The 18,061-nt window shown below is 43.8% G+C and carries 17 protein-coding genes; 9 read left to right on the top strand and 8 right to left on the bottom strand.

Annotated elements, in window-relative coordinates; all coding sequences use genetic code 11:
* Window positions 1–141 precede the first annotated feature (141 nt).
* From H0R92_RS01200 to msrB, 3 genes are all read left to right on the top strand, one after another.
* Window positions 142–2,229 (top strand): ATP-dependent helicase, encoded by a 2,088-nt coding sequence (locus H0R92_RS01200; protein ID WP_432961167.1) that lies wholly within the window; start codon window positions 142–144, stop codon window positions 2,227–2,229.
* A 159-nt stretch (window positions 2,230–2,388) separates the two neighbouring features.
* The gene (locus H0R92_RS01205) at window positions 2,389–4,308 is read left to right on the top strand and encodes a flavocytochrome c (protein WP_432960325.1); all 1,920 of its coding nucleotides are present in this window, start codon (window positions 2,389–2,391) and stop codon (window positions 4,306–4,308) included.
* A gap of 244 nt (window positions 4,309–4,552) precedes the next feature.
* Window positions 4,553–5,617, top strand: coding sequence for a peptide-methionine (R)-S-oxide reductase MsrB (gene msrB / locus H0R92_RS01210; protein WP_432960327.1), 1,065 nt, complete (start codon window positions 4,553–4,555; stop codon window positions 5,615–5,617).
* 69 nt (window positions 5,618–5,686) lie between these two features.
* On the opposite strand, the gene H0R92_RS01215 is transcribed toward msrB, so the two are convergent.
* The 5 genes from H0R92_RS01215 to H0R92_RS01235 all read right to left on the bottom strand — a co-directional run bounded on the left by H0R92_RS01215 (window position 5,687) and on the right by H0R92_RS01235 (window position 11,677).
* Window positions 5,687–6,823, bottom strand: coding sequence for an MGDG synthase family glycosyltransferase (locus tag H0R92_RS01215; protein ID WP_432960329.1), 1,137 nt, complete (start codon window positions 6,821–6,823; stop codon window positions 5,687–5,689).
* Window positions 6,824–6,900: 77 nt separating this feature from the next.
* Window positions 6,901–8,379, bottom strand: coding sequence for a sulfatase family protein (locus H0R92_RS01220; protein ID WP_432960331.1), 1,479 nt, complete (start codon window positions 8,377–8,379; stop codon window positions 6,901–6,903).
* A 120-nt stretch (window positions 8,380–8,499) separates the two neighbouring features.
* Entirely contained in the window at window positions 8,500–9,897 is a 1,398-nt protein-coding gene (locus H0R92_RS01225; protein ID WP_432960333.1) for an ABC transporter substrate-binding protein, read from the bottom strand.
* A gap of 21 nt (window positions 9,898–9,918) precedes the next feature.
* A complete protein-coding gene (locus H0R92_RS01230; RefSeq protein ID WP_432960335.1) occupies window positions 9,919–10,740 on the bottom strand; it encodes a carbohydrate ABC transporter permease in 822 nt (273 codons plus the stop codon).
* Window positions 10,741–10,750: 10 nt separating this feature from the next.
* Entirely contained in the window at window positions 10,751–11,677 is a 927-nt protein-coding gene (locus H0R92_RS01235; RefSeq protein WP_432960337.1) for a carbohydrate ABC transporter permease, read from the bottom strand.
* 116 nt (window positions 11,678–11,793) lie between these two features.
* Between H0R92_RS01235 and H0R92_RS01240 the strand changes: the two genes are divergently transcribed.
* A complete protein-coding gene (locus H0R92_RS01240; RefSeq protein ID WP_432960339.1) occupies window positions 11,794–12,384 on the top strand; it encodes a hypothetical protein in 591 nt (196 codons plus the stop codon).
* A gap of 19 nt (window positions 12,385–12,403) precedes the next feature.
* A complete protein-coding gene (locus H0R92_RS01245; protein ID WP_432960340.1) occupies window positions 12,404–13,522 on the top strand; it encodes an N-acetylneuraminate synthase family protein in 1,119 nt (372 codons plus the stop codon).
* 21 nt (window positions 13,523–13,543) lie between these two features.
* Here the strand turns inward: H0R92_RS01245 and H0R92_RS01250 are convergent, their stop codons facing one another.
* Window positions 13,544–14,359 carry a type III pantothenate kinase gene (locus tag H0R92_RS01250; RefSeq protein WP_432960342.1) on the bottom strand — a complete coding sequence of 272 codons (816 nt, stop codon included), beginning with the start codon at window positions 14,357–14,359 and terminating at the stop codon, window positions 13,544–13,546.
* Between the two features lie 30 nt (window positions 14,360–14,389).
* Between H0R92_RS01250 and hisS the strand changes: the two genes are divergently transcribed.
* Genes hisS through H0R92_RS01270 form a run of 4 tightly spaced genes read left to right on the top strand, consistent with a single transcriptional unit; the run spans window position 14,390 to window position 16,822 of the window.
* Window positions 14,390–15,724, top strand: coding sequence for a histidine--tRNA ligase (gene hisS / locus H0R92_RS01255; RefSeq protein WP_432960344.1), 1,335 nt, complete (start codon window positions 14,390–14,392; stop codon window positions 15,722–15,724).
* Between the two features lie 16 nt (window positions 15,725–15,740).
* Complete coding sequence (locus tag H0R92_RS01260) at window positions 15,741–16,226, top strand: hypothetical protein (protein ID WP_432960346.1); 486 nt, start codon at window positions 15,741–15,743, stop codon at window positions 16,224–16,226.
* A 48-nt stretch (window positions 16,227–16,274) separates the two neighbouring features.
* Window positions 16,275–16,550, top strand: coding sequence for a type II toxin-antitoxin system RelB/DinJ family antitoxin (locus H0R92_RS01265; RefSeq protein WP_432960348.1), 276 nt, complete (start codon window positions 16,275–16,277; stop codon window positions 16,548–16,550).
* On the top strand, window positions 16,547–16,822 hold the full coding sequence (locus tag H0R92_RS01270; RefSeq protein ID WP_428768358.1) for a type II toxin-antitoxin system YafQ family toxin: 276 nt from the start codon (window positions 16,547–16,549) through the stop codon (window positions 16,820–16,822). Before H0R92_RS01265 ends, H0R92_RS01270 begins: the two co-directional genes overlap by 4 nt.
* Here the strand turns inward: H0R92_RS01270 and H0R92_RS01275 are convergent.
* Both H0R92_RS01275 and H0R92_RS01280 read right to left on the bottom strand, forming a co-directional pair.
* Window positions 16,819–17,730, bottom strand: a complete 912-nt coding sequence (locus H0R92_RS01275) for a PfkB family carbohydrate kinase (protein WP_432960351.1) — start codon at window positions 17,728–17,730, stop codon at window positions 16,819–16,821. The two genes, H0R92_RS01270 and H0R92_RS01275, sit on opposite strands and share 4 nt — an antisense overlap.
* Window positions 17,727–18,020, bottom strand: coding sequence for a hypothetical protein (locus H0R92_RS01280; protein ID WP_432960353.1), 294 nt, complete (start codon window positions 18,018–18,020; stop codon window positions 17,727–17,729). The genes H0R92_RS01275 and H0R92_RS01280 overlap by 4 nt, the downstream gene beginning before the upstream one ends.
* Window positions 18,021–18,061 lie beyond the last annotated feature (41 nt).

Below are 18,061 nucleotides of genomic sequence, written 5' to 3' on the forward strand. Positions count from 1 at the left end.
AAGTACTTAATCATGTTTTTCCGCAAATTCCTTATAAAAAATAAAAAAATCTACATATACTATATCGGAAAATACACATATAATATTGAGGGTAAATATTGCACAGGAGTCCGTTTTCACATACAATATATTTGTATGTGTATAGAAGAACTTAAACGGGAATTAAATGCAGAACAATTAAAAGCCGTGCAAAAAACCGAAGGCGCTCTTTTAATTATTGCGGGAGCCGGAAGCGGTAAAACACGGGTTATCACATACCGCATAGCATGGATGCTTGAACAGGGGATTCCGCAAAGTCAAATACTGGCGCTCACTTTTACAAATAAAGCGGCAAAGGAAATGTCTGAGCGCATAAAAAAACAAACGGGGAAAAAACTGCAAAATCTTACGATTTCCACCTTTCATGCTTTCGGGGTGCGTATTTTGCGAAACGATATAGCCAGTTTAGGCTGGCGGGATAACTTTTCAATTTATGACGAAACGGATAAAACCCAGCTTATAAAAGAAACCGGCCGTGAACTCGGCTTTAGCGCCGATGCCTTGGACGCCTATAAAATCGGTACTCTTTTTTCAAACATAAAAACCGGCCGCTATACTTGGCAAAGTGCAAACGATATGTACCGTCCCCTGTATGAAGAATATCAAAAAGGCTTAAAATTGTACAATGCGGTTGATTTTGACGATTTGATTGTTTTGCCTATAAAACTTTTTAAAGAATATCCGGAGGTATTAAAGCGCTACCGCCAGCGCTATAAATACATTATGGTGGATGAATTCCAGGATACATCGTTTCAACAATACAGTCTTATGCATTTGATTGCCGATCGGAATATTGCGGTTGTAGGAGATGACGACCAGTCGATATACAGTTGGCGCGGAGCAAACTACGAAAATATACGGATGTTCGAAAAAGATTTTCCGCATGTAGAAGAGATACGCTTAGAGCAAAATTATCGATCGACGGAAACGATTTTGGCAGCCGCAAACGGCGTTATATCGCATAATACAAACCGCAAAGATAAAGAACTGTGGTCGGGAAACGGAAGCGGAAAACCCATAGAAATGTATATGCCTGAAAATGAAGCGGCGGAAGCCGATTTTATAGTTGAAAGTATACAAGGTTTACGCAGCGGCGAAAGGCGCAACTACGGGGATTTCGGCGTTTTAATGCGTGCAAATACCCAAAGCCGTGCTTTGGAAGAAGCGTTTTTAGCCTCCGGTATTCCCTATACGATGAGCGGCGGTACAAGTTTTTTTCAACGTAAAGAAATTAAAGATATTATAAGTTATCTGCGCGTGTGCACGAATCACTACGACGATATAAATCTTTTACGCATCATCAATACGCCCAGACGCGGCATAGGCCGTAAAACGATAGAAAAATTAAACGCAGCGGCGGGAACCGGCGGTTCTCTATGGGAAGCGATTGAACATCTTATCGCACAAAATACCGAACAAAAAACGGGGACAGCCGAAGAAAAAAAACCGACGCTTTTCGGCGAAGAAACGTCCCGTGAAAAAAAAGAAAAAGATCGGGGTATCGGCGCGCTCGAAGAATTTTATGATTTTATCGTAAACCAAAGAAGCGTTCTTTTAAGCGGCGGCGGTTCTCTTTCAAAAAAAGTACGCACCTTTGTGGAAAATCTGGATTATTGGAGCTATTTGGTAAGCGAATATCCCAAAAACGAAAAAGCGGCGCGCTATAAATTTTTAAACATCGAATACCTTATCAATTCGATCGAAACATGGGAAAACAACCCGGATAATGCGGACAGAAGCTTATACAGCTGGCTAAACCGCATTACCCTTTTATCGCGCGACGATGCCGAAGAAGAATCTTTATTGGGGAAAGTTAATTTGATGACCATCCATGCTTCAAAAGGCTTGGAATTCCCTGTGGTGTTTATTGCAGGCTGTGAAAACGGCCTTATTCCCCACGCACGCAGTCTTGAAGACGGTGAAGGCGGTATAGAAGAAGAACGCCGCTTGTTTTATGTTGCCATTACCCGCGCCCAAGACAAACTATTTATTTCAGCCTGTAAAAAAAGGCGCAAACTTCAATCAGTAGTCGAATGCGAACCTTCTCCGTTTTTGGATGAGATTCCCCGTAATTTAATCGAGTACCATGAACCTCCGGCAGAATTAAGCGACGAACAGGCAGACGCTTTTTTTTCAAACATAAAACGCGGTTTCGGCGCCCGGCACTCGACGGATGGCACGGCGCAATAGTTCCTGCCGATTGTACCGCACTTATTTAAAAGCGGACAGCCCATTTGACAAAAAACCTCTTTTTGTGTTATAGTTGTGTAAATATTTATCTATATGTAAATATTTATCTTTAACTGATACCGCCCTATGCGGTATGAATAAATTATGGAGGAACACAGTATGAGTTCTTTAAGAAAAGTACTGACGGTTTTGTTTGCCGCAGTACTTTGTATTTCTTTTATTGCCTGCGGCGGACAAAAAGAAAGCGCTAAACCCGCCGTCCGCGCCGTAACCGAAATGAAAGCCGGTACTTACACCGAAACGGTAACGGGTATGCACGAAGGTTTGGTAGTTGAAGTAAAACTTGCCAAAAACAAAATTGAAGCCGTAAACGTTAAGGCACACAAGGAAACACCCGGTATCTCCGATGCGGCCATCAATACGATTCCTGCTGAAATCATCAAACAGCAAAGTCTTTCGGTAGACACCGTTTCCGGCGCTACGATGACCAGCAAGGGAATTTTAAGTGCGGTTGAAGCGGCGATTCAAAAAGCCGGCGGAAACCCTGCCGAGTTTAAAACCGGTGCAAGCGGCGCCGCTGCAGCCGAAAGCAAAAATTACGGCAGCACTCCGCCTAAAAAATGGGACGAAACCCACGAAATCATCGTCGTAGGCGGCGGTTTTGCAGGTCTTGCAGCGGCACACAGTGCCAAAACAAACGGTGCAAAAGACGTTGTGCTTATCGAAAAAATGCCCTTTGTCGGCGGTAACTCTCAAATTAACGGCGGTGTTTATGCCGCTTATACGAGCAAAATTGCCGCTCAATTCCAAAAAGAGCTGAATCTTCCCCCCGACACCGCCGAAAAGCACATTGCCGACACCCTTAAGGGCGGCGACAATATGGGCGATGAAGCGCTTGTAAAAAACATGGTATACGGTTCGCCCTTCTATCTGGACATGCTTTTGGACAACGGTTTACAAGTTCGTAAAACCTTAACCCGTCCGGGCGGACATTACGGTTACAGAACCTACACAACCATCAGCGGTCAAGGTTCCGACATCGTACAGGTTCAAAAGAAAATGGTTGAAAAAGCCGGCGTTCCCATTATGACAAATACCAAAATGGTAACCATTTACCGCGAACATCCCCTTTCGGGAAAAGTGTTGGGTATCGGCGTTGAAACCAAAAACGGTTTTAAAACCATGAAAGCTACCAAGGCTGTTATTCTTGCAAGCGGCGGTTTTGCAGGAGATGTTCCCATGAGATCCCGCTATGTTCCCATGCTGACAAAAGAATTGCCCACTACCAACCACGTAGGTGCAACCGGTGAAGGTATTGTTCAAGCACAAGCCATCGGTGCGGCAACGCTTCATATGTCCTACATCCAGCTGTATCCGTTTGCAAACCCGAACGGGGGCGTTTTGGACGCATATGCGGTTATCCCCTTTTCCGGCCCCAGCTCCGGCGTTGTCTATGTAGACTACAAGGGTGAACGCTACGTAAACGAAGGCGAGCGCCGCGACGTATGTTCGAATGCAGCTAAAAACTCAGGCGGTTTCCCCACCTTCTGTATTATGAACGAAGAAATCGTTAAAAAAGGCGGATTCGTAACCCCGGCCCAACTTCAAGGCGGTATGGAAGCGGACAGAATTTTCAAAGCCGATACGCTTGAAGCTTTAGCTGCCGAAATCAACAAGCGCACCTACGAAGGACAAAAGGTATCCATGTCCGGTGCAAATCTTGTTGCAACCATCAAAAAGCATAACGGTTACGTAAAAGCCGGCGCCGACCCCGATTTCGGTAAGCGCGTCGACAAGGGTATTATGATGACCATCGAAAGCGGCCCCTACTATGCAATTCCGCAGTGGCCTTCCGTTCACCACACGATGGGCGGTTTGAACATCACTCCCAACACCGAAGTCCGCGATATTTACGGAAACGTAATTCCCGGTCTTTTTGCTGCAGGTGAAATCACCGGCGGTATCCACGGTACCAACCGCTTAGGATCCAACGCCGTTGCCGACTGCTGTGCAAACGGTTATATTGCCGGTCAATATGCCGCAACGGGAACCCTGCCCGACTTTATTAGGGGTAAATAAGGATTTTTCAAAAGTCACTTTTTTTGAAAAACTCAGTGTCTTAAAACCGGTTTTTATTCTAAAATCCGATTTTTAAGATACCAAAACGAGGGCTGCCTAAACCGAAAGGTTCGGGCGGCCTTTTTTATGTAAAAATAAAAACCGGATATTTATACCTTTGTAAATTTTTTTTTATATTTACAACATATTTAAACACACTTTAATTTCTCTTGTTTTTTTTCCAAAAAAAGGTTATAATACAAATATGAAACAATTACAAATTATAAAAAACATTGCATGTGTTTTATTCACACTGACTTTGTTAAGCTGTACAAAGATGTCCGCCCAAACCGGTTCCGCGGCATCCAAGGAGTTCAAAATGACGGAAAACACAAGAGAAATATATCTTGCAGGCGGCTGCTTTTGGGGCGTCGAAGGATATTTCCGCCGCCTTCCGGGAGTTAAAGCTACCGAAACGGGATATGCAAACGGCAAAACCGATAAAACAAGTTACCGGCAAATAGCGGTAACCGACCACTCCGAAACGGTTCATATCGTATACGATTTTTCAATTATAAGTTTGGAAGAATTGCTTGCTCATTTTTTCAGAATCATCGAGCCCACCTCTGTCAATAAACAGGGGAACGATGTCGGCCGCCAATACCGCACGGGCGTTTATTATACCGACGAAACGGATGCCCCGCGTATTAAAGCTTTTTTCGACTTTATGCAAAAAAAGTATACGGAGCCGATCGCCGTCGAAACCGAAAAACTTGCACACTTTGTAAAAGCCGAAGAATACCATCAGGATTACTTGGAAAAAAATCCTCAAGGCTATTGTCACATCGATTTGAATTTGGCGTCAAAGCCGCTCTATGATGAAAAAAGTTTTAAAGTTCCCTCAGACGCGGTTTTAAAAAATAAACTGACGGCCATCCAATACGAGGTTACGCAAAAAAAGGCAACCGAGCGCCCCTATACGAGCGAATACGACCAATTCGACGAACCGGGTATCTATGTGGATATTGTAACGGGGAAACCCCTCTTTTCGTCAAGCGACAAATACGATGCGCTCTGCGGATGGCCGAGTTTTACAAAGCCCATAACGACATCGGCCCTCGATTACGAAAGGGATACCAGCCACGGCATGGTACGAACCGAAGTACTGTCAAAAACGGGCGGTACACATTTGGGGCATGTTTTTCCCGACGGACCGAAAAAAGACGGCGGTTTACGCTATTGTATAAACGGCGCTTCTTTAAGGTTTATTCCGTATAAGGATATGGAAAAAGAAGGTTACGGCGATTATATGGTGTATGTTCGGCAATAAAAAAAGGGGCGCAACGAATGTAAGCATTGCATCGCGCCCCGACTTTTTCCTCAAAACCGCATCGCCGAATCAGCTAAAGTCGCGGTTATACAATTTGTCCGCAACAAGCGTGATGTCGGTTGATAAGGGCAAAGAGCCGAGTTTTTGTTTAACGGCATTCAAATAGGAGTCATCTTCAAAAAGGCGGCATACCGTATCGCAAATTTCTTTAGGATCCCGTATATATCGGGCAACCTTATTGCGAACGGCAAATTGCATATTGCCCAATTCCTGCCCGTGTATATACGACGAAATAATAACGGGTTTGCGCGAAACAAGCACTTCCATTAATGAAGATGTTCCGGCCTTTGTAACCGCACAATCGCACACTTTTACCATTTCATCCATATACGAAATAAAGCCCATCGGGCGCAAATCTATGCCGGGGTACAATTGCGCCGTTATATCCAACACTTTTTTTGCCGCCTTATCTTTACCGCATACGACTAAAATCGTAAAGGAAACTTTTCGGCGCACAAAATGCTGCACGATACGAACCGCATTGGGCAGTCCCTCTCCCCCGCCTGCTAAAAGTATAACCTTTTTATCTGCCGGTATTCCGTGTTTGCGGCGAAGTTCAATTACATCGCTTTTTGAAAGCGGCGTTAAAAATTTCGGATTAAGTAAAAAGGGAACGACGCTTACATTTTTTTCGGGAACGCCGCAGTCCTTTACCGCCTGTTCTTTTGCAATATCGGAAAAAACAAAATATTTTACATTTTTTTCATAAAACCATGCCCGCGGCAAACTAAAAGGATCGGTTACTATAACGGTTAAAGAGATTTTACCCCCAAGACGCCGTATGGCGCTTACGACAGCAGGGGTTAAACCGAAGTGAAAACATACGACATCCGTAGCTTGAGCTTTTTTTATAAGCCTCTTTAAATACCATGCGGTATGAGGGGCTAAAAGCATATTGACAAATTTCTGAAACCATGTATGCATTCCCAAATCATAGGTTAATATCCATATACCCGGCACATAATTACAAGCAAAGCGATAACATGTTTCAAAAACAAAGCGTGCAAAATGATTTTTAGAATCAACTCCGTTCAACACTTCTACGGAAGCGTCGGGATGAGTTTGTTCCATAGCATATTTTAATACATTTGCAGGGGCTTTATGTCCCCCGCCGGTGTTTAAGTATAAGCATACAAATTTTCGCATACGTATATTCTATAGAGAACCGATACTCCTGTCAATGTATGTAAAATCGGCAAAAAACGCTTAAAATATTACATAGATTAAAGATTCAAATCGCTTTCATCAATCCATGTTATTGCATCCCATATGTGCCGGCCGTTATTTTTTTGTTTTTTTCCGGGGGTGCTTCTTCCGTTTAAAATATACGCTATAAGACGTTTACGTAATTCGGCGGCAATATCGGGGTGTTCTTTTATAATATTGATTTTTTCGCCTATATCGTTTTGCAAATCATAAAGCTGAAATCTGGGGGAAGTTTTATCTTCTTTTCCGGGCTGCGGATACGACCAGCCGCCGGATCCGGGACACATTTCCAGCTTCCACCTTCCCTGTCTTAAGGATAAAGAACCGTCTATGCTTTGATGAACCGTATCCGTCCGCACTTCGGCACGTTCTTCTTTCCACAATGCATAATTGCTTACACTGTCCTCACCTTCATTATCCTTTAATGTAATTCCCAATATATCGGCAATGGTTGCCATAAGATCCGACAAACAAACAAGGGCATCGGAAATCCTATTTCCCCGTATGCAGGCAGGCCAGCGGACAATACAGGGCACGCGATGACCTCCCTCATAAATGTCGGCCTTTGTTCCTCTAAAAACATAACTGGGATTATGACCTTTTTGTGCCAATTCTTCATAATCGGCCATAGGCGAACAACCGTTATCGGAAGTAAAAATAAGAATCGTGTTTTCCGACAAATCGTATTTTTTCAACTGCGCTTGTACACGGCCTACCACATCGTCGCAGTGCAGTACAAAATCGCCGTATTCGTTTGTTCCCGATTTACCTTGAAATTGTTTTGCAGGCAAAATGGGAGTATGCGGGGCAGGAAGCGGAAAATAAATAAAAAACGGAGAATCTTTGTATTCCCGTATTTTTTCACACACTTTATCGGTAAGTTCATCCAAAACGTTTTCATGAACAAAGCCGGGTGCAGTAGGACCTCTTCGCCAGAATTTTTTTCCGCCGCTTTGCGTTACCGTATCCGGTATTGCCGTAAACCGGTCGTTTTCAATATATACATAGGGAGGCATATCCAAAGAACCGCTGATACCGAAAAAATATTCAAATCCGTATGCTGTCGGCGATTGTTTGATCGTTCCGCAATAGTCTATGCCGTCGCATGCGGCAAAATCTTCCCGCTCAAAAAATTCGGGGGTTTTCGGAAAATCCATGCCAAGGTGCCATTTGCCTATCATACAGGTTTTATAACCCTGAGCTTTGAGCAAATCCGCCACTGTTGTCCTGTTTTTTTCGATAATGGGGGCCGAATATCCGCCGACAACATAGGACTTAAGCACGGAGCGCCAACTGTACCGGCCGGTTAAAACGGAATATCTGGAAGGCGTACACACGGCGGAAGCCGCATGTGCATCCGTAAAACGGATTCCTTCTGCACACATGTTGTCCAAATGAGGCGTACAAAACGGACAATCGGGATTATAGGCCGAAACATCTCCGTACCCCATATCATCCGCTAAAATATATATAATATTCGGTTTTTGCTCGTTCATATAATACCGGTTCCGTATACCTAAAAAAAGAACGGCCGGGCTTTGTAAAAACAGGTTTATTCAAAAATTCCGCACCTTTTCAGACAAACCCGGCGTTCCTCTTATATTTTTTTTATGCTGTTATTTGAGTCCGTAGTTATTTTCTTTACTCCAGCCCTTTTCGGTTTTTATGTTTTTTAAAACGGCGGCATAGGATTCCTGCACATACTGAGCAAATTTATCTACGGAATACGCTCCTTCCAAATACATTTGACCGCCGCGGCAAAACAAATCTCTGAGTTCGCCGCTTATTCCCGTATAGTACGGAAGACGCAGAGGCTCTTCGATAATAATAAAGCCGGCAAGGCGTTCCGGAAGTTTTGTGGAAGTTGACAAAGGAATTCTGTTTAATTCTTCGGCATAGCGAACCTGTACTGCGGATGAAGACATGTATTGGGCAAAATCGATAGCCGCTTTTAAGCGTTCGGGATCTTTTTCAAGGGCTTTATTTACACCGTAAATAATATCGGGCTGTCCGCCCAAGATAACCGATTTTCCCATTGCATAGGAGCTGGTGGCTGAAGTAATGACAGGTATGGGCATAACTCCGTATTCAAATGAGTTTCCTACATTTGCCGATATGGAAGTAAGACTGGTAGATAAAGCTTGTACCATAGCGGCTTCTCCGCGAATAAACATTTCGACGGCGGACTTTTGTTCCAATCCGTTATAATCCGACGACCAGTATTGTGAAAAATCTTTCATTAAAACAAAGGCTTCTTTAATTTGCGGAGCGGTAAAGTCAAGAATTCCTTCGTCAAAAGCTTTTGCAATTTCGGCAAGTTCGACAAAACCGTTACCCGTAACGTCGGCTTTGCTTAAAATCGCACTGTTAAGCTGGCTGCATACGGAATTATTAAACCACAGCCATGATAAGTCGTTTTTCGATGCATTCGGAAAAGCGAAGGGAATAGTGCCGGATGCTTTAAGTTTTTTACAACTGTCGATAAATTCTTCCCATGTTGCGGGCACTTTTGCGCCGGCGGCATCGAAAAGGGTTTTATTGTAAAATATACGTACTACCGCCGTCGAAGAAGGATAACCGGGAACATCCGTAGGAGTTACATACATTCTCTCCAAAATCGAATCGGGAAGCGTTGCCTTCCAAGGTCGTCCGGGATCATAGGGACTTTCTTTTTCATATAAATCTTTAAAATTGTATAAATAACCGGCCTCATAATCGGATGACATTTCATATAAAATACCGCTGTATACGTCAGGTCCCTGTCCGGCGGTAAACTGTGTTGTCAACCACGTTCTGTAATCGCTTTCGTGATTTTTGAACTCAATAGTTACACCTGTGGCCTCTTTATATTTTTGCAAAATATCTTCGGTTATTTTGTTTGCCGTTTCATTTACGCCGAGATCCTGTGCAAACACCAATTTCATTTCCGAAGTTTTTTTACTTTGTTTGCACCCTACAAACAGTATCGTACAGGCAATGACGCTTAACAATACCGCCGCTGTCTTTTTTTTCATATTAACCTCCTAATAAGGGGCTTACCCCTTTACAGCTCCCTGTGTCAATCCGGCTACAAAATATTTACTGGCAAAGCAAAACAAAATAATCAGCGGTAAAGATGCTATAATGTAGCCGGCAAAAAGCACCCCGTTTCCGTCGGTAACGGAAACGACCAGTTTAGTTAACGCAACCGCAATTTGCTGCGTGGCCGTACCGCTGCTTGCAACCAAAGGCCAAATATAATTGTTCCACACATTCAAACCGGTCATAATCGTTACGGTTGAAAGTATCGGTGTGGATAAGGGTAACACGATTTTTAGAAGAATTTGCATATCGCCTGCACCCTCTATATATGCGGCTTCAAAAAGACTTTTAGATATGCTTTCCATCGAAGAACGGATAAGAAAAGTACCCATAGCCACTTGATAGGCGGCAGGCGGAAAAATCAATCCGGCGAAGGTATCGTATAAGTGCAGCCGCGTTATCTGTATAAACTGCGGAATCAGCATTACAAAACCGGGAATCATTAAAAGTGCAATTATACCGTAATAAAGAACGGTTCGGCCTCTAAAATTCTTATATCGCACAAAGGCATAGCTTGCAAGCATTGAAACTGCCGTCGTAATGAGAATAACAAAAACCGTAACTAAAAAAGAATTCAGCATGGGTCTGATTACTTGGGGTAAAGCCTTTGCATAATTTGCAAATTGCCAGCGGGCGGCAAAATTAAACGGGTTTTTTATAATCTCCGTTTGACTTTTAAAAGAATTGATAACCAATAAATAAAACGGAAAAAGAGTAAGCAGCAATAAAAGAGCTAATAAAAATCTGCTGAAATACCGGCGTAGTATCGTATACATTTAAATTTCCCTAATCCATATGTTCGGTTTTTTTCATTACCGCCTGATTAACGACGGTCAAGGCTAAAATCACAATAAACATTAACACGCCGATTGCGGAAGAATAACCCATTTTTTTATAAGTAAAGCCCTGCTCATACAAAACAACGGAAGGCATAATAGTCGCGGTGCCCGGACCGCCCTTTGTTAAAATATACACTTTATCGAATACTTGTACGGCACCGATAATTGCAAGCGTAACGGTAAGCCGTATTTGACTGGCAAGCATGGGAACGTCAATATAAAAAAAACGCCGCCAAGTGTTTACACCGTCTATTTGTGCCGATTCAAACAAAGCTTTCGGTATTGACTGTAAAGCACCGTAGTACAATAAAAACTGTAATCCGCCCAAACCGGCAATACCCAGCCACGGAAACCCGATTGCAATAATTGCCCCCAATGCGGTTTTTGAACTGCCGAGCCAGGGACGTGTCAATTGCGGCAAGCCTATACGTGTAAGAATAGTATTAAAAACCCCGTTGTCCCCGGCAAGTATCCATTTCCATAATAAAATAATTACGACAATCGGAACAACCATAGGAAAAATAAACGCCGTTCGGATCATATATTGCCCTTTTGCCGATTTTAAAGCAAATAAGAGTTCTGCAGCCAAAAGCGGAATCGTTAATACGATAATCACATTCGATACGGCCATCCAAAAGCAATTTATTACACTTGCACGCAACGAAGGATCCGCAAAGGCTTTTTTATAATTTGCAAATCCGATAAACAAATTCACATTTGTTCCGTTCCACTCAAAAAAAGACTTTCCAAATGCCATTGCAAACGGGAAATACTTAAAAACTATCATGAGGATATAAATAGGCAATAAAAATAAATACGGCTTTAAAAAATTAAAAGATAGCGTTTTGGGGGCTGCCGAAATTTGCTTGTTCATATGTTCCTAACTAAAATATAATAAAAAGCATTATATACCCGCAATACGCTCATGTCAATGTATATGATTTTATAAGCTCTTGTCATTATTTTTTATCTATGCTACTACTGACATATATGAAAACGCTCAAACAAAAAATATCTTGTATATGCATTTTAATGTGCATAACCTGTTTTCCGGTTTTTGCACAGTTCAGCGCCGGAGCAAAATTTTTCGGATTAAGTATGCATCCGCGGGGAGCCGCGAATGCACCTCTTATACCTTATAAATTCGATTCAAGAGGTATTTTTGTCCTTCATCCGGGTGTAACGCTTAATTTCGATTATTTTCTATGGAAAGACATCGTTTCGGTAAAAGCCGTACAGGGACTGTATGCCGATTGCGCAATGCAGTTTGCAGGCTTTTCTCACGTGGGTTTTCGCATACGCTTGTTTAAAATCGGCCGTTTTTCGATGAATGCGGGCCTGGGTCCCACCTTTTTATACCGCCAAAGCTGGTATAGGCTTCCCGGTTATAAAGACAGTTTTACCTTTTATCACGGTACAAAGCATGAAGATTGGCAGTACCGTTTTATCGTATACGGAGGAGAAATCGAAAGCAATATACAGGTAAACGACAAATTCGACGTTTCGATTTCAGTTATTCCCGGAGGGATCGATTTAATCAATGTCAGTTTCGGCGCCCGGTACAACTACAAGGTTCGGTAAAACTGCCGAAAATAAGGATATGAACGACACAAAGGTACTCATAATTGCCGAAATAGGAACGTCCCACGGCGGTTCATTGGATAAAGCAAAACGTTTAGCCGATGTTGCCGCCGAAGCGGGAGCCGATTGTATAAAATTTCAGTGGGTGTATGCCGACGAGATTTTGCACCCGAACACGGGTTATGTCAACCTTCCCGGCGGAAAAATAAGGCTGTATGACCGTTTTAAAGAGCTTGAAATGCCGCCGTCCTTTTTTGAAACGATGCGCAATTATGTACGCTCACTGGGAAAAAGCTTTATGTGTTCCCCCTTCGGCATACGCTCTGCCGAAGAACTGTTTGCCTTACAACCCGATTATATAAAAGTCGCTTCTCCCGAATTGAATCATTTTCCCATGCTGAAAAAGCTGTGTGCGCTGGAAACATCTTTAAGCGAAAAAAAGCAAATTCCTCTGGTGCTTTCAAGCGGAGTTTCGAAAATGGAGGATATAAAAAAAGCTTTTGAGGTTTTTAAACCGCTTAAAAAGCTTTCGCTTCTTCACTGCATTACAAGCTACCCCGCCCCGCCGGAAGAATATAATCTTTCGCTTATAAGCCTGTATGCAAAAAAATTCGGCATCGATACGGGCGTAAGCGATCATTCTTTAGACCCCCGCATTGTTCCGGTTATGGCCGCTGTCTGCGGCGCACGCCTTATAGAAAAGCATATTACTTTATCGCGCACAACCGGCGGCCTCGACGATCCGGTCGCCCTTCCGCCCGATTTATTTTCAGACATGGTACAATCGGTACGACGCTATGAAAAAATGCCGCCCGAAAAAGCCCTCGAAGAAGCGCAAACGGAATTCGGGGAGGAATTGTGCCAAAAAGTTATCGGAAACGGTGTAAAGGAGCTTGCTCCGTCGGAAAAGGCGAATTACGGGCGCACAAATCGTTCAATACATTTTATGCACGATATGAAAAAAGGCGATGTAATACGGGAAAAAGATATAGGAGTGCTGCGAACTGAAAAAGAACTTTCAGTCGGTATTTCGCCTGAATATTACGAACGGGTTATCGGTTTAAAAATTTCAAAAAACGTAAAAGCCGGAGAAGGTTTGCAATGGATTCACACGGAACGAGGCGTTTCACCGCTATAAAAGGTAAATGTACGTCCATTGTTATTTTGTACCGATTTTTTCGGTACAGCAAAGCGAAATGCGGTAAAGTCCCTTTAGTGTCAAATCCTTGTCCACGCTTTCCAAAATATCGGTAATGGGCTTTATAACGCTGTTTAAGCCGCCCGTTGCGATAACTCGTATATCTTCGGCTTTACAGCCGGTTTTTGCACACAGGTCGGACTTTATGCGCTCGGTAAGGGATTCGGTTAAACCCTTATAACCGAGAACGATACCGGCTTGTATCGAATGAATCGTATTCGTACCCAGGGCATCCGGCGGCGACTCAAGCGGCACCGAGGGAAGCTGGGCGGTATTATTGAACAATGAGCGTACCGCCGTTCCCAAGCCGGGGGCGATGGCAACGCCTTGAACAGAGCCGTCCGCACTTATCGCCGTAAAGGTAAGCGCCGTACCGAAATCTATAACAATACAGGGGCAGCGTAAACGCGCATAAGCTTCAACCGCATTGCATACGATGTCGCTTCCGATTTGATGAACCGCCGTTTCCGGAATCTTTATCGGCAATTTGCCGAAAATGGGCGGCGCGACAATGAGGGGTTTTTTCCCCGTCAAATTGACGACGACACTTATAAAGGGCCCGATAAGAAGGGGAACGACCGAACTTAACACGGCAGACTCCACATCCGATACTGAAACGCCCGCATCGCGGAATAAAGAGCGCATAACTGACGTGTATTCGTCGGCGGTACGCTTGGTATCGCTGTAAATGCGCCGCTTAAACACAATACGCTCATCATCAAAGAGGGCGGCGACCGTATTCGTATTTCCTATATCCAAAGCTAAAAGCAATTGCAATTTTCTCCCGTTACGGCTATTATAAACGATATGACTGCACTTATACAACCGAAAATACTCAAAGGCTTTAGAGATTTTTTACCCCAAGCCGAAATTAAACGCGCGCTTTTAACCGAAAAATTAACCGCCTCTTTCCGCTCATACGGCTTTGTTCCCATAGATACGCCCGCATTGGAATACTCGGAGATTTTACTGCGCAAAAGCGAGGGTGAAACCGAAAAACAGGTATTCCGCTTTACCGACAACGGCGGGCGCGATGTTGCCCTGCGTTTCGACTTAACGGTGCCCTTTGCACGTTTTATAGCCGAACACAAGGACGAATTGTATTTTCCCTTTAAAAGATACCACATAGCCAAGGTATGGCGCGGCGAAAAACCGCAGGCAGGACGCTACCGCGAATTCGTGCAATGCGATTTCGACATTGTAGGCTCGGACAGTGCAGCCTCCGACTTTGAAATACTTTCTCTTATAAGGCAGGCGCTTTTTTCGATAGACGTAAAAAACATTACCATACGCATAAGTCACCGCGGTCTTTTTAACGTTTTTTTGACAAAACTCGGTTTAAGCGGCAAAAGCGAAGATATTTTGCGCACGGTCGATAAATTGGCTAAAATCGGCAAAGACAAGGTACTCGATATTCTAAACGACATAACCGGCAGCGCTAAAAAAACGGAAGAGGTTTTAGCCTATATTTCAGGCGCCGGCAGCTTTGATGCAACCCTTGCCCTGATGGAAAAATATACGGAAGAAGAAGGCGGCGAAGGCATAAAGCGCTTAAAAGAAATACAAAGTTTTATCAAAGAAAGCGGTATGGAAAACATCGTTGTGCTCGACCCTTCCATTACACGCGGTTTGGATTATTATACGGGCTTGGTATACGAAACCTTTTTAAACGACCTTCCGTCAATCGGCTCGGTATGCTCGGGCGGCCGCTACGACAATTTAACCGGCTTGTATATGAAGGAACAAATAAGCGGTGTAGGCGCTTCAATCGGCTTGGACCGCTTAATCGCCGCCCTTGACGAACTCGGCTGTGCGGCCGAAGCGGAAGGCTTTTTGGACGCCGAAATCTTTTGCACGGACGAAAGCTTAATGTCCGTATATCAAAAAACCGCCTTTACACTTCGCAATGCGGGCTTGGCGGTAGAAGTATTCCCGGAAGCAAAAAAGATGAATCAACAGTATGCGGCCGTAGAAAAAAAAGCCGTTCCCTTCGGCATCCTTATCGATAAGGCGCAAGCCGAACAAAATCTTTTAACGCTGAAACACCTCAAAACACGCACACTATACGAAAACATCAGCGCACAAAAAGCGGCCGATATTATTGCAAAACATAAAAACGGCACAAAGGAATTAAACCGCTAAGGAACAGGCAATCCGTATGGAACAATCGATTACCTTTAAAATCAGGAAAAGGCAGCTTGTCGCAACCCTTTCGGCGTTTTTTTTCACACCGAAAATACTGTCGGTACTCTTCGGCCTCAGTATGCTCACCGTTTTTCCTCACACACTAAAACCGTTTTCAGCAACACGATTAATCGCCTCCGTACTGACGGCCGCCGTTTTTACACTACCGCTTGTCATTATACTCTTGCTTATGATACTGATTAGAGCCGCATTCATTTTTAAACAGGAAAAACAGTACGCATCCGACATAGCAGTCCGCTTTTATGACACCTTTTTGGAAGAAATAACCGTAAACAATACACTAACCGTACAATATGCGGATATATACAAATTAAAACTGCGCAAAACCGTCCTGTTGATTTACCTCAGCTCTTTGCGGGCAATTGTCATTCCGGCAAGTACGGAATACGACATCAAAAAACTGTATGCAGAGCTGCACATCAAAACTCGACAGGGTTGACAACGTGCATACAAACCAGTGATAATAAGTTAAGAAAAAGGAGGATGTATGCCGCTTCAAACTACAACCATCAAAATCGATACGGAATTAAAAGAAAACGCCCTCCGCCTTTTTTCCGACCTCGGAATGGACATGGAAACTGCAGTTACCGTTTTTTTACGGCAAGCTGTCCGCGAACAGGCAATTCCGTTCAGGGTCGGAAACCCTATACCGAATCGTGAAACACTTGAAGCAATGCGGGAAGTTGAATTGATGAAAAAAGAACCTCAGTCATATCGGGGTTATACCGATGTAGATACGATGATCGGGGAACTGCTTGCATGAAATATACATTGAAACCGACCGGGCGGTTTCAAAAAGACCTCAAGAAGGCTCAACGCCGAGGTTATAATCTTGAACTGCTAAAAACGGTTATAAAGATACTTGCGGAAGGACAGCCTCTCCCAAAACAATACAAAGACCATCAGCTTAGCGGAAATATGAGCAACTGTAGGGAATGTCACATAACACCCGATTGGCTTTTAATCTATGAAATCAATAAAACAGAACTTATTTTATATCTTACCCGCACGGGTACTCACAGCGATTTATTTTAACAATCGCCTGTAAACCCGCAGACAAGGGCGGCGGCGGCTTCGTTAGCCTCTTTAAGCGCTTCGCTTAAAGTTTTTCCTTTTTTTAAAGCTGCAATCAAGCTTCCCATATGCGCATCCCCCGCCCCGTTTGTATTGCGTACGCATACGGGAGCGGAAGGAACGGTATAGCCGTTGATACCGTCTTCAAGGCAGTAAACGCCGTTTTTTCCGAGGGTAATTACCACCGTATTTTTGGTTGCCCCCGCCAAATTGTGGGCCGCATGTTCTATATCCCTGGCTCCGGTAAAAGAAAGGGCTTCTTCTTCGTTTAAGTGTAAAAAGGGATTAAGGGCAAAAAGACGCTCCATACGCTCCAAGGGGATACGGCACAGGCGCGGACCGGGTGCAAAATAAAGGCATTTGTTAAACGAGCGGACACCGGAATCGTCGGTATGAGAACACTGTTCAAACGTATCTTCAAGCCAGCGCACCAAGATTTCTCCCGTCGGTTCTTCGACTTCAAGGCCGCAAATATAAATACTGTCGGCGGATAAAACATCAGCCTTGTCCATCCAATCCGGATTAAAAACATACTCGGCGCCGTGCCAAGACATAAAGGTGCGCTCTCCGGTTTTATCGATAAAACAATAACAGCATCCGTTGTCCTTATCTTCCACATCGGTAAAAATCGGTATACCGTTTTCTTTAAGAGCTTTACGTACAAAATCGCCGTAAGCTCCCGTTCCGACCGGAGAACATAGGGTACAAGGCACTCCCGACTTCCGTATTGCCGAGGCGACGTTGTAGGCACAGCCTCCCAGCTGTAATTTTTGATCGATTACGTGAACATCTTCCGCCCTTCGAGGAAGTTCATCTATATGAATAATTACATCGGCTACCGTAGAACCGATCACTAAAATCTCTTTCATTTTATTTTCTCCGCTGCAAATTCCGCTTTTAATTTATTTGAATACACTTGTATTGTTTTTTCCGGCAGCCATCCCGTAGAAAACTGATACCATAAGGATCGCTTCGCATTTAAACCGTCTACCGCAATAGCCGTTCCCTTAACTTGTATAATATCACCTTGACGTCCGTGACCTACAATACTTGCACCGTCGGAGGGTTTTATACGGTACGCAGCATAAGGATCGGTAATAAGTGCCCAGCGTTCGCCCAAAACGATATGTTCGGCAGCATTGATATCAATGGTGTACATATCCGTTTTATTTTTACACGAAATAAACAAACACAATAAAA

It is taken from the genome of Treponema sp. OMZ 840 (genome assembly GCF_050937815.1).
Classification (GTDB): Bacteria; Spirochaetota; Spirochaetia; order Treponematales; family Treponemataceae; genus Treponema_C.

Coding starts and splice junctions, on each gene's coding strand:
- H0R92_RS01205 (WP_432960325.1), top strand. CDS start 2,389: ATGAGTTCTTTAAGAAAAGTACTGACGGTTTTGTTTGCCGCAGTACTT.
- msrB (WP_432960327.1), top strand. CDS start 4,553: ATGAAACAATTACAAATTATAAAAAACATTGCATGTGTTTTATTCACA.
- H0R92_RS01215 (WP_432960329.1), bottom strand. CDS start 6,823: ATGCGAAAATTTGTATGCTTATACTTAAACACCGGCGGGGGACATAAA.
- H0R92_RS01220 (WP_432960331.1), bottom strand. CDS start 8,379: ATGAACGAGCAAAAACCGAATATTATATATATTTTAGCGGATGATATG.
- H0R92_RS01225 (WP_432960333.1), bottom strand. CDS start 9,897: ATGAAAAAAAAGACAGCGGCGGTATTGTTAAGCGTCATTGCCTGTACG.
- H0R92_RS01230 (WP_432960335.1), bottom strand. CDS start 10,740: ATGTATACGATACTACGCCGGTATTTCAGCAGATTTTTATTAGCTCTT.
- H0R92_RS01235 (WP_432960337.1), bottom strand. CDS start 11,677: ATGAACAAGCAAATTTCGGCAGCCCCCAAAACGCTATCTTTTAATTTT.
- H0R92_RS01240 (WP_432960339.1), top strand. CDS start 11,794: ATGAAAACGCTCAAACAAAAAATATCTTGTATATGCATTTTAATGTGC.
- H0R92_RS01245 (WP_432960340.1), top strand. CDS start 12,404: ATGAACGACACAAAGGTACTCATAATTGCCGAAATAGGAACGTCCCAC.
- hisS (WP_432960344.1), top strand. CDS start 14,390: ATGACTGCACTTATACAACCGAAAATACTCAAAGGCTTTAGAGATTTT.
- H0R92_RS01260 (WP_432960346.1), top strand. CDS start 15,741: ATGGAACAATCGATTACCTTTAAAATCAGGAAAAGGCAGCTTGTCGCA.
- H0R92_RS01265 (WP_432960348.1), top strand. CDS start 16,275: ATGCCGCTTCAAACTACAACCATCAAAATCGATACGGAATTAAAAGAA.
- H0R92_RS01270 (WP_428768358.1), top strand. CDS start 16,547: ATGAAATATACATTGAAACCGACCGGGCGGTTTCAAAAAGACCTCAAG.
- H0R92_RS01275 (WP_432960351.1), bottom strand. CDS start 17,730: ATGAAAGAGATTTTAGTGATCGGTTCTACGGTAGCCGATGTAATTATT.
- H0R92_RS01280 (WP_432960353.1), bottom strand. CDS start 18,020: ATGTACACCATTGATATCAATGCTGCCGAACATATCGTTTTGGGCGAA.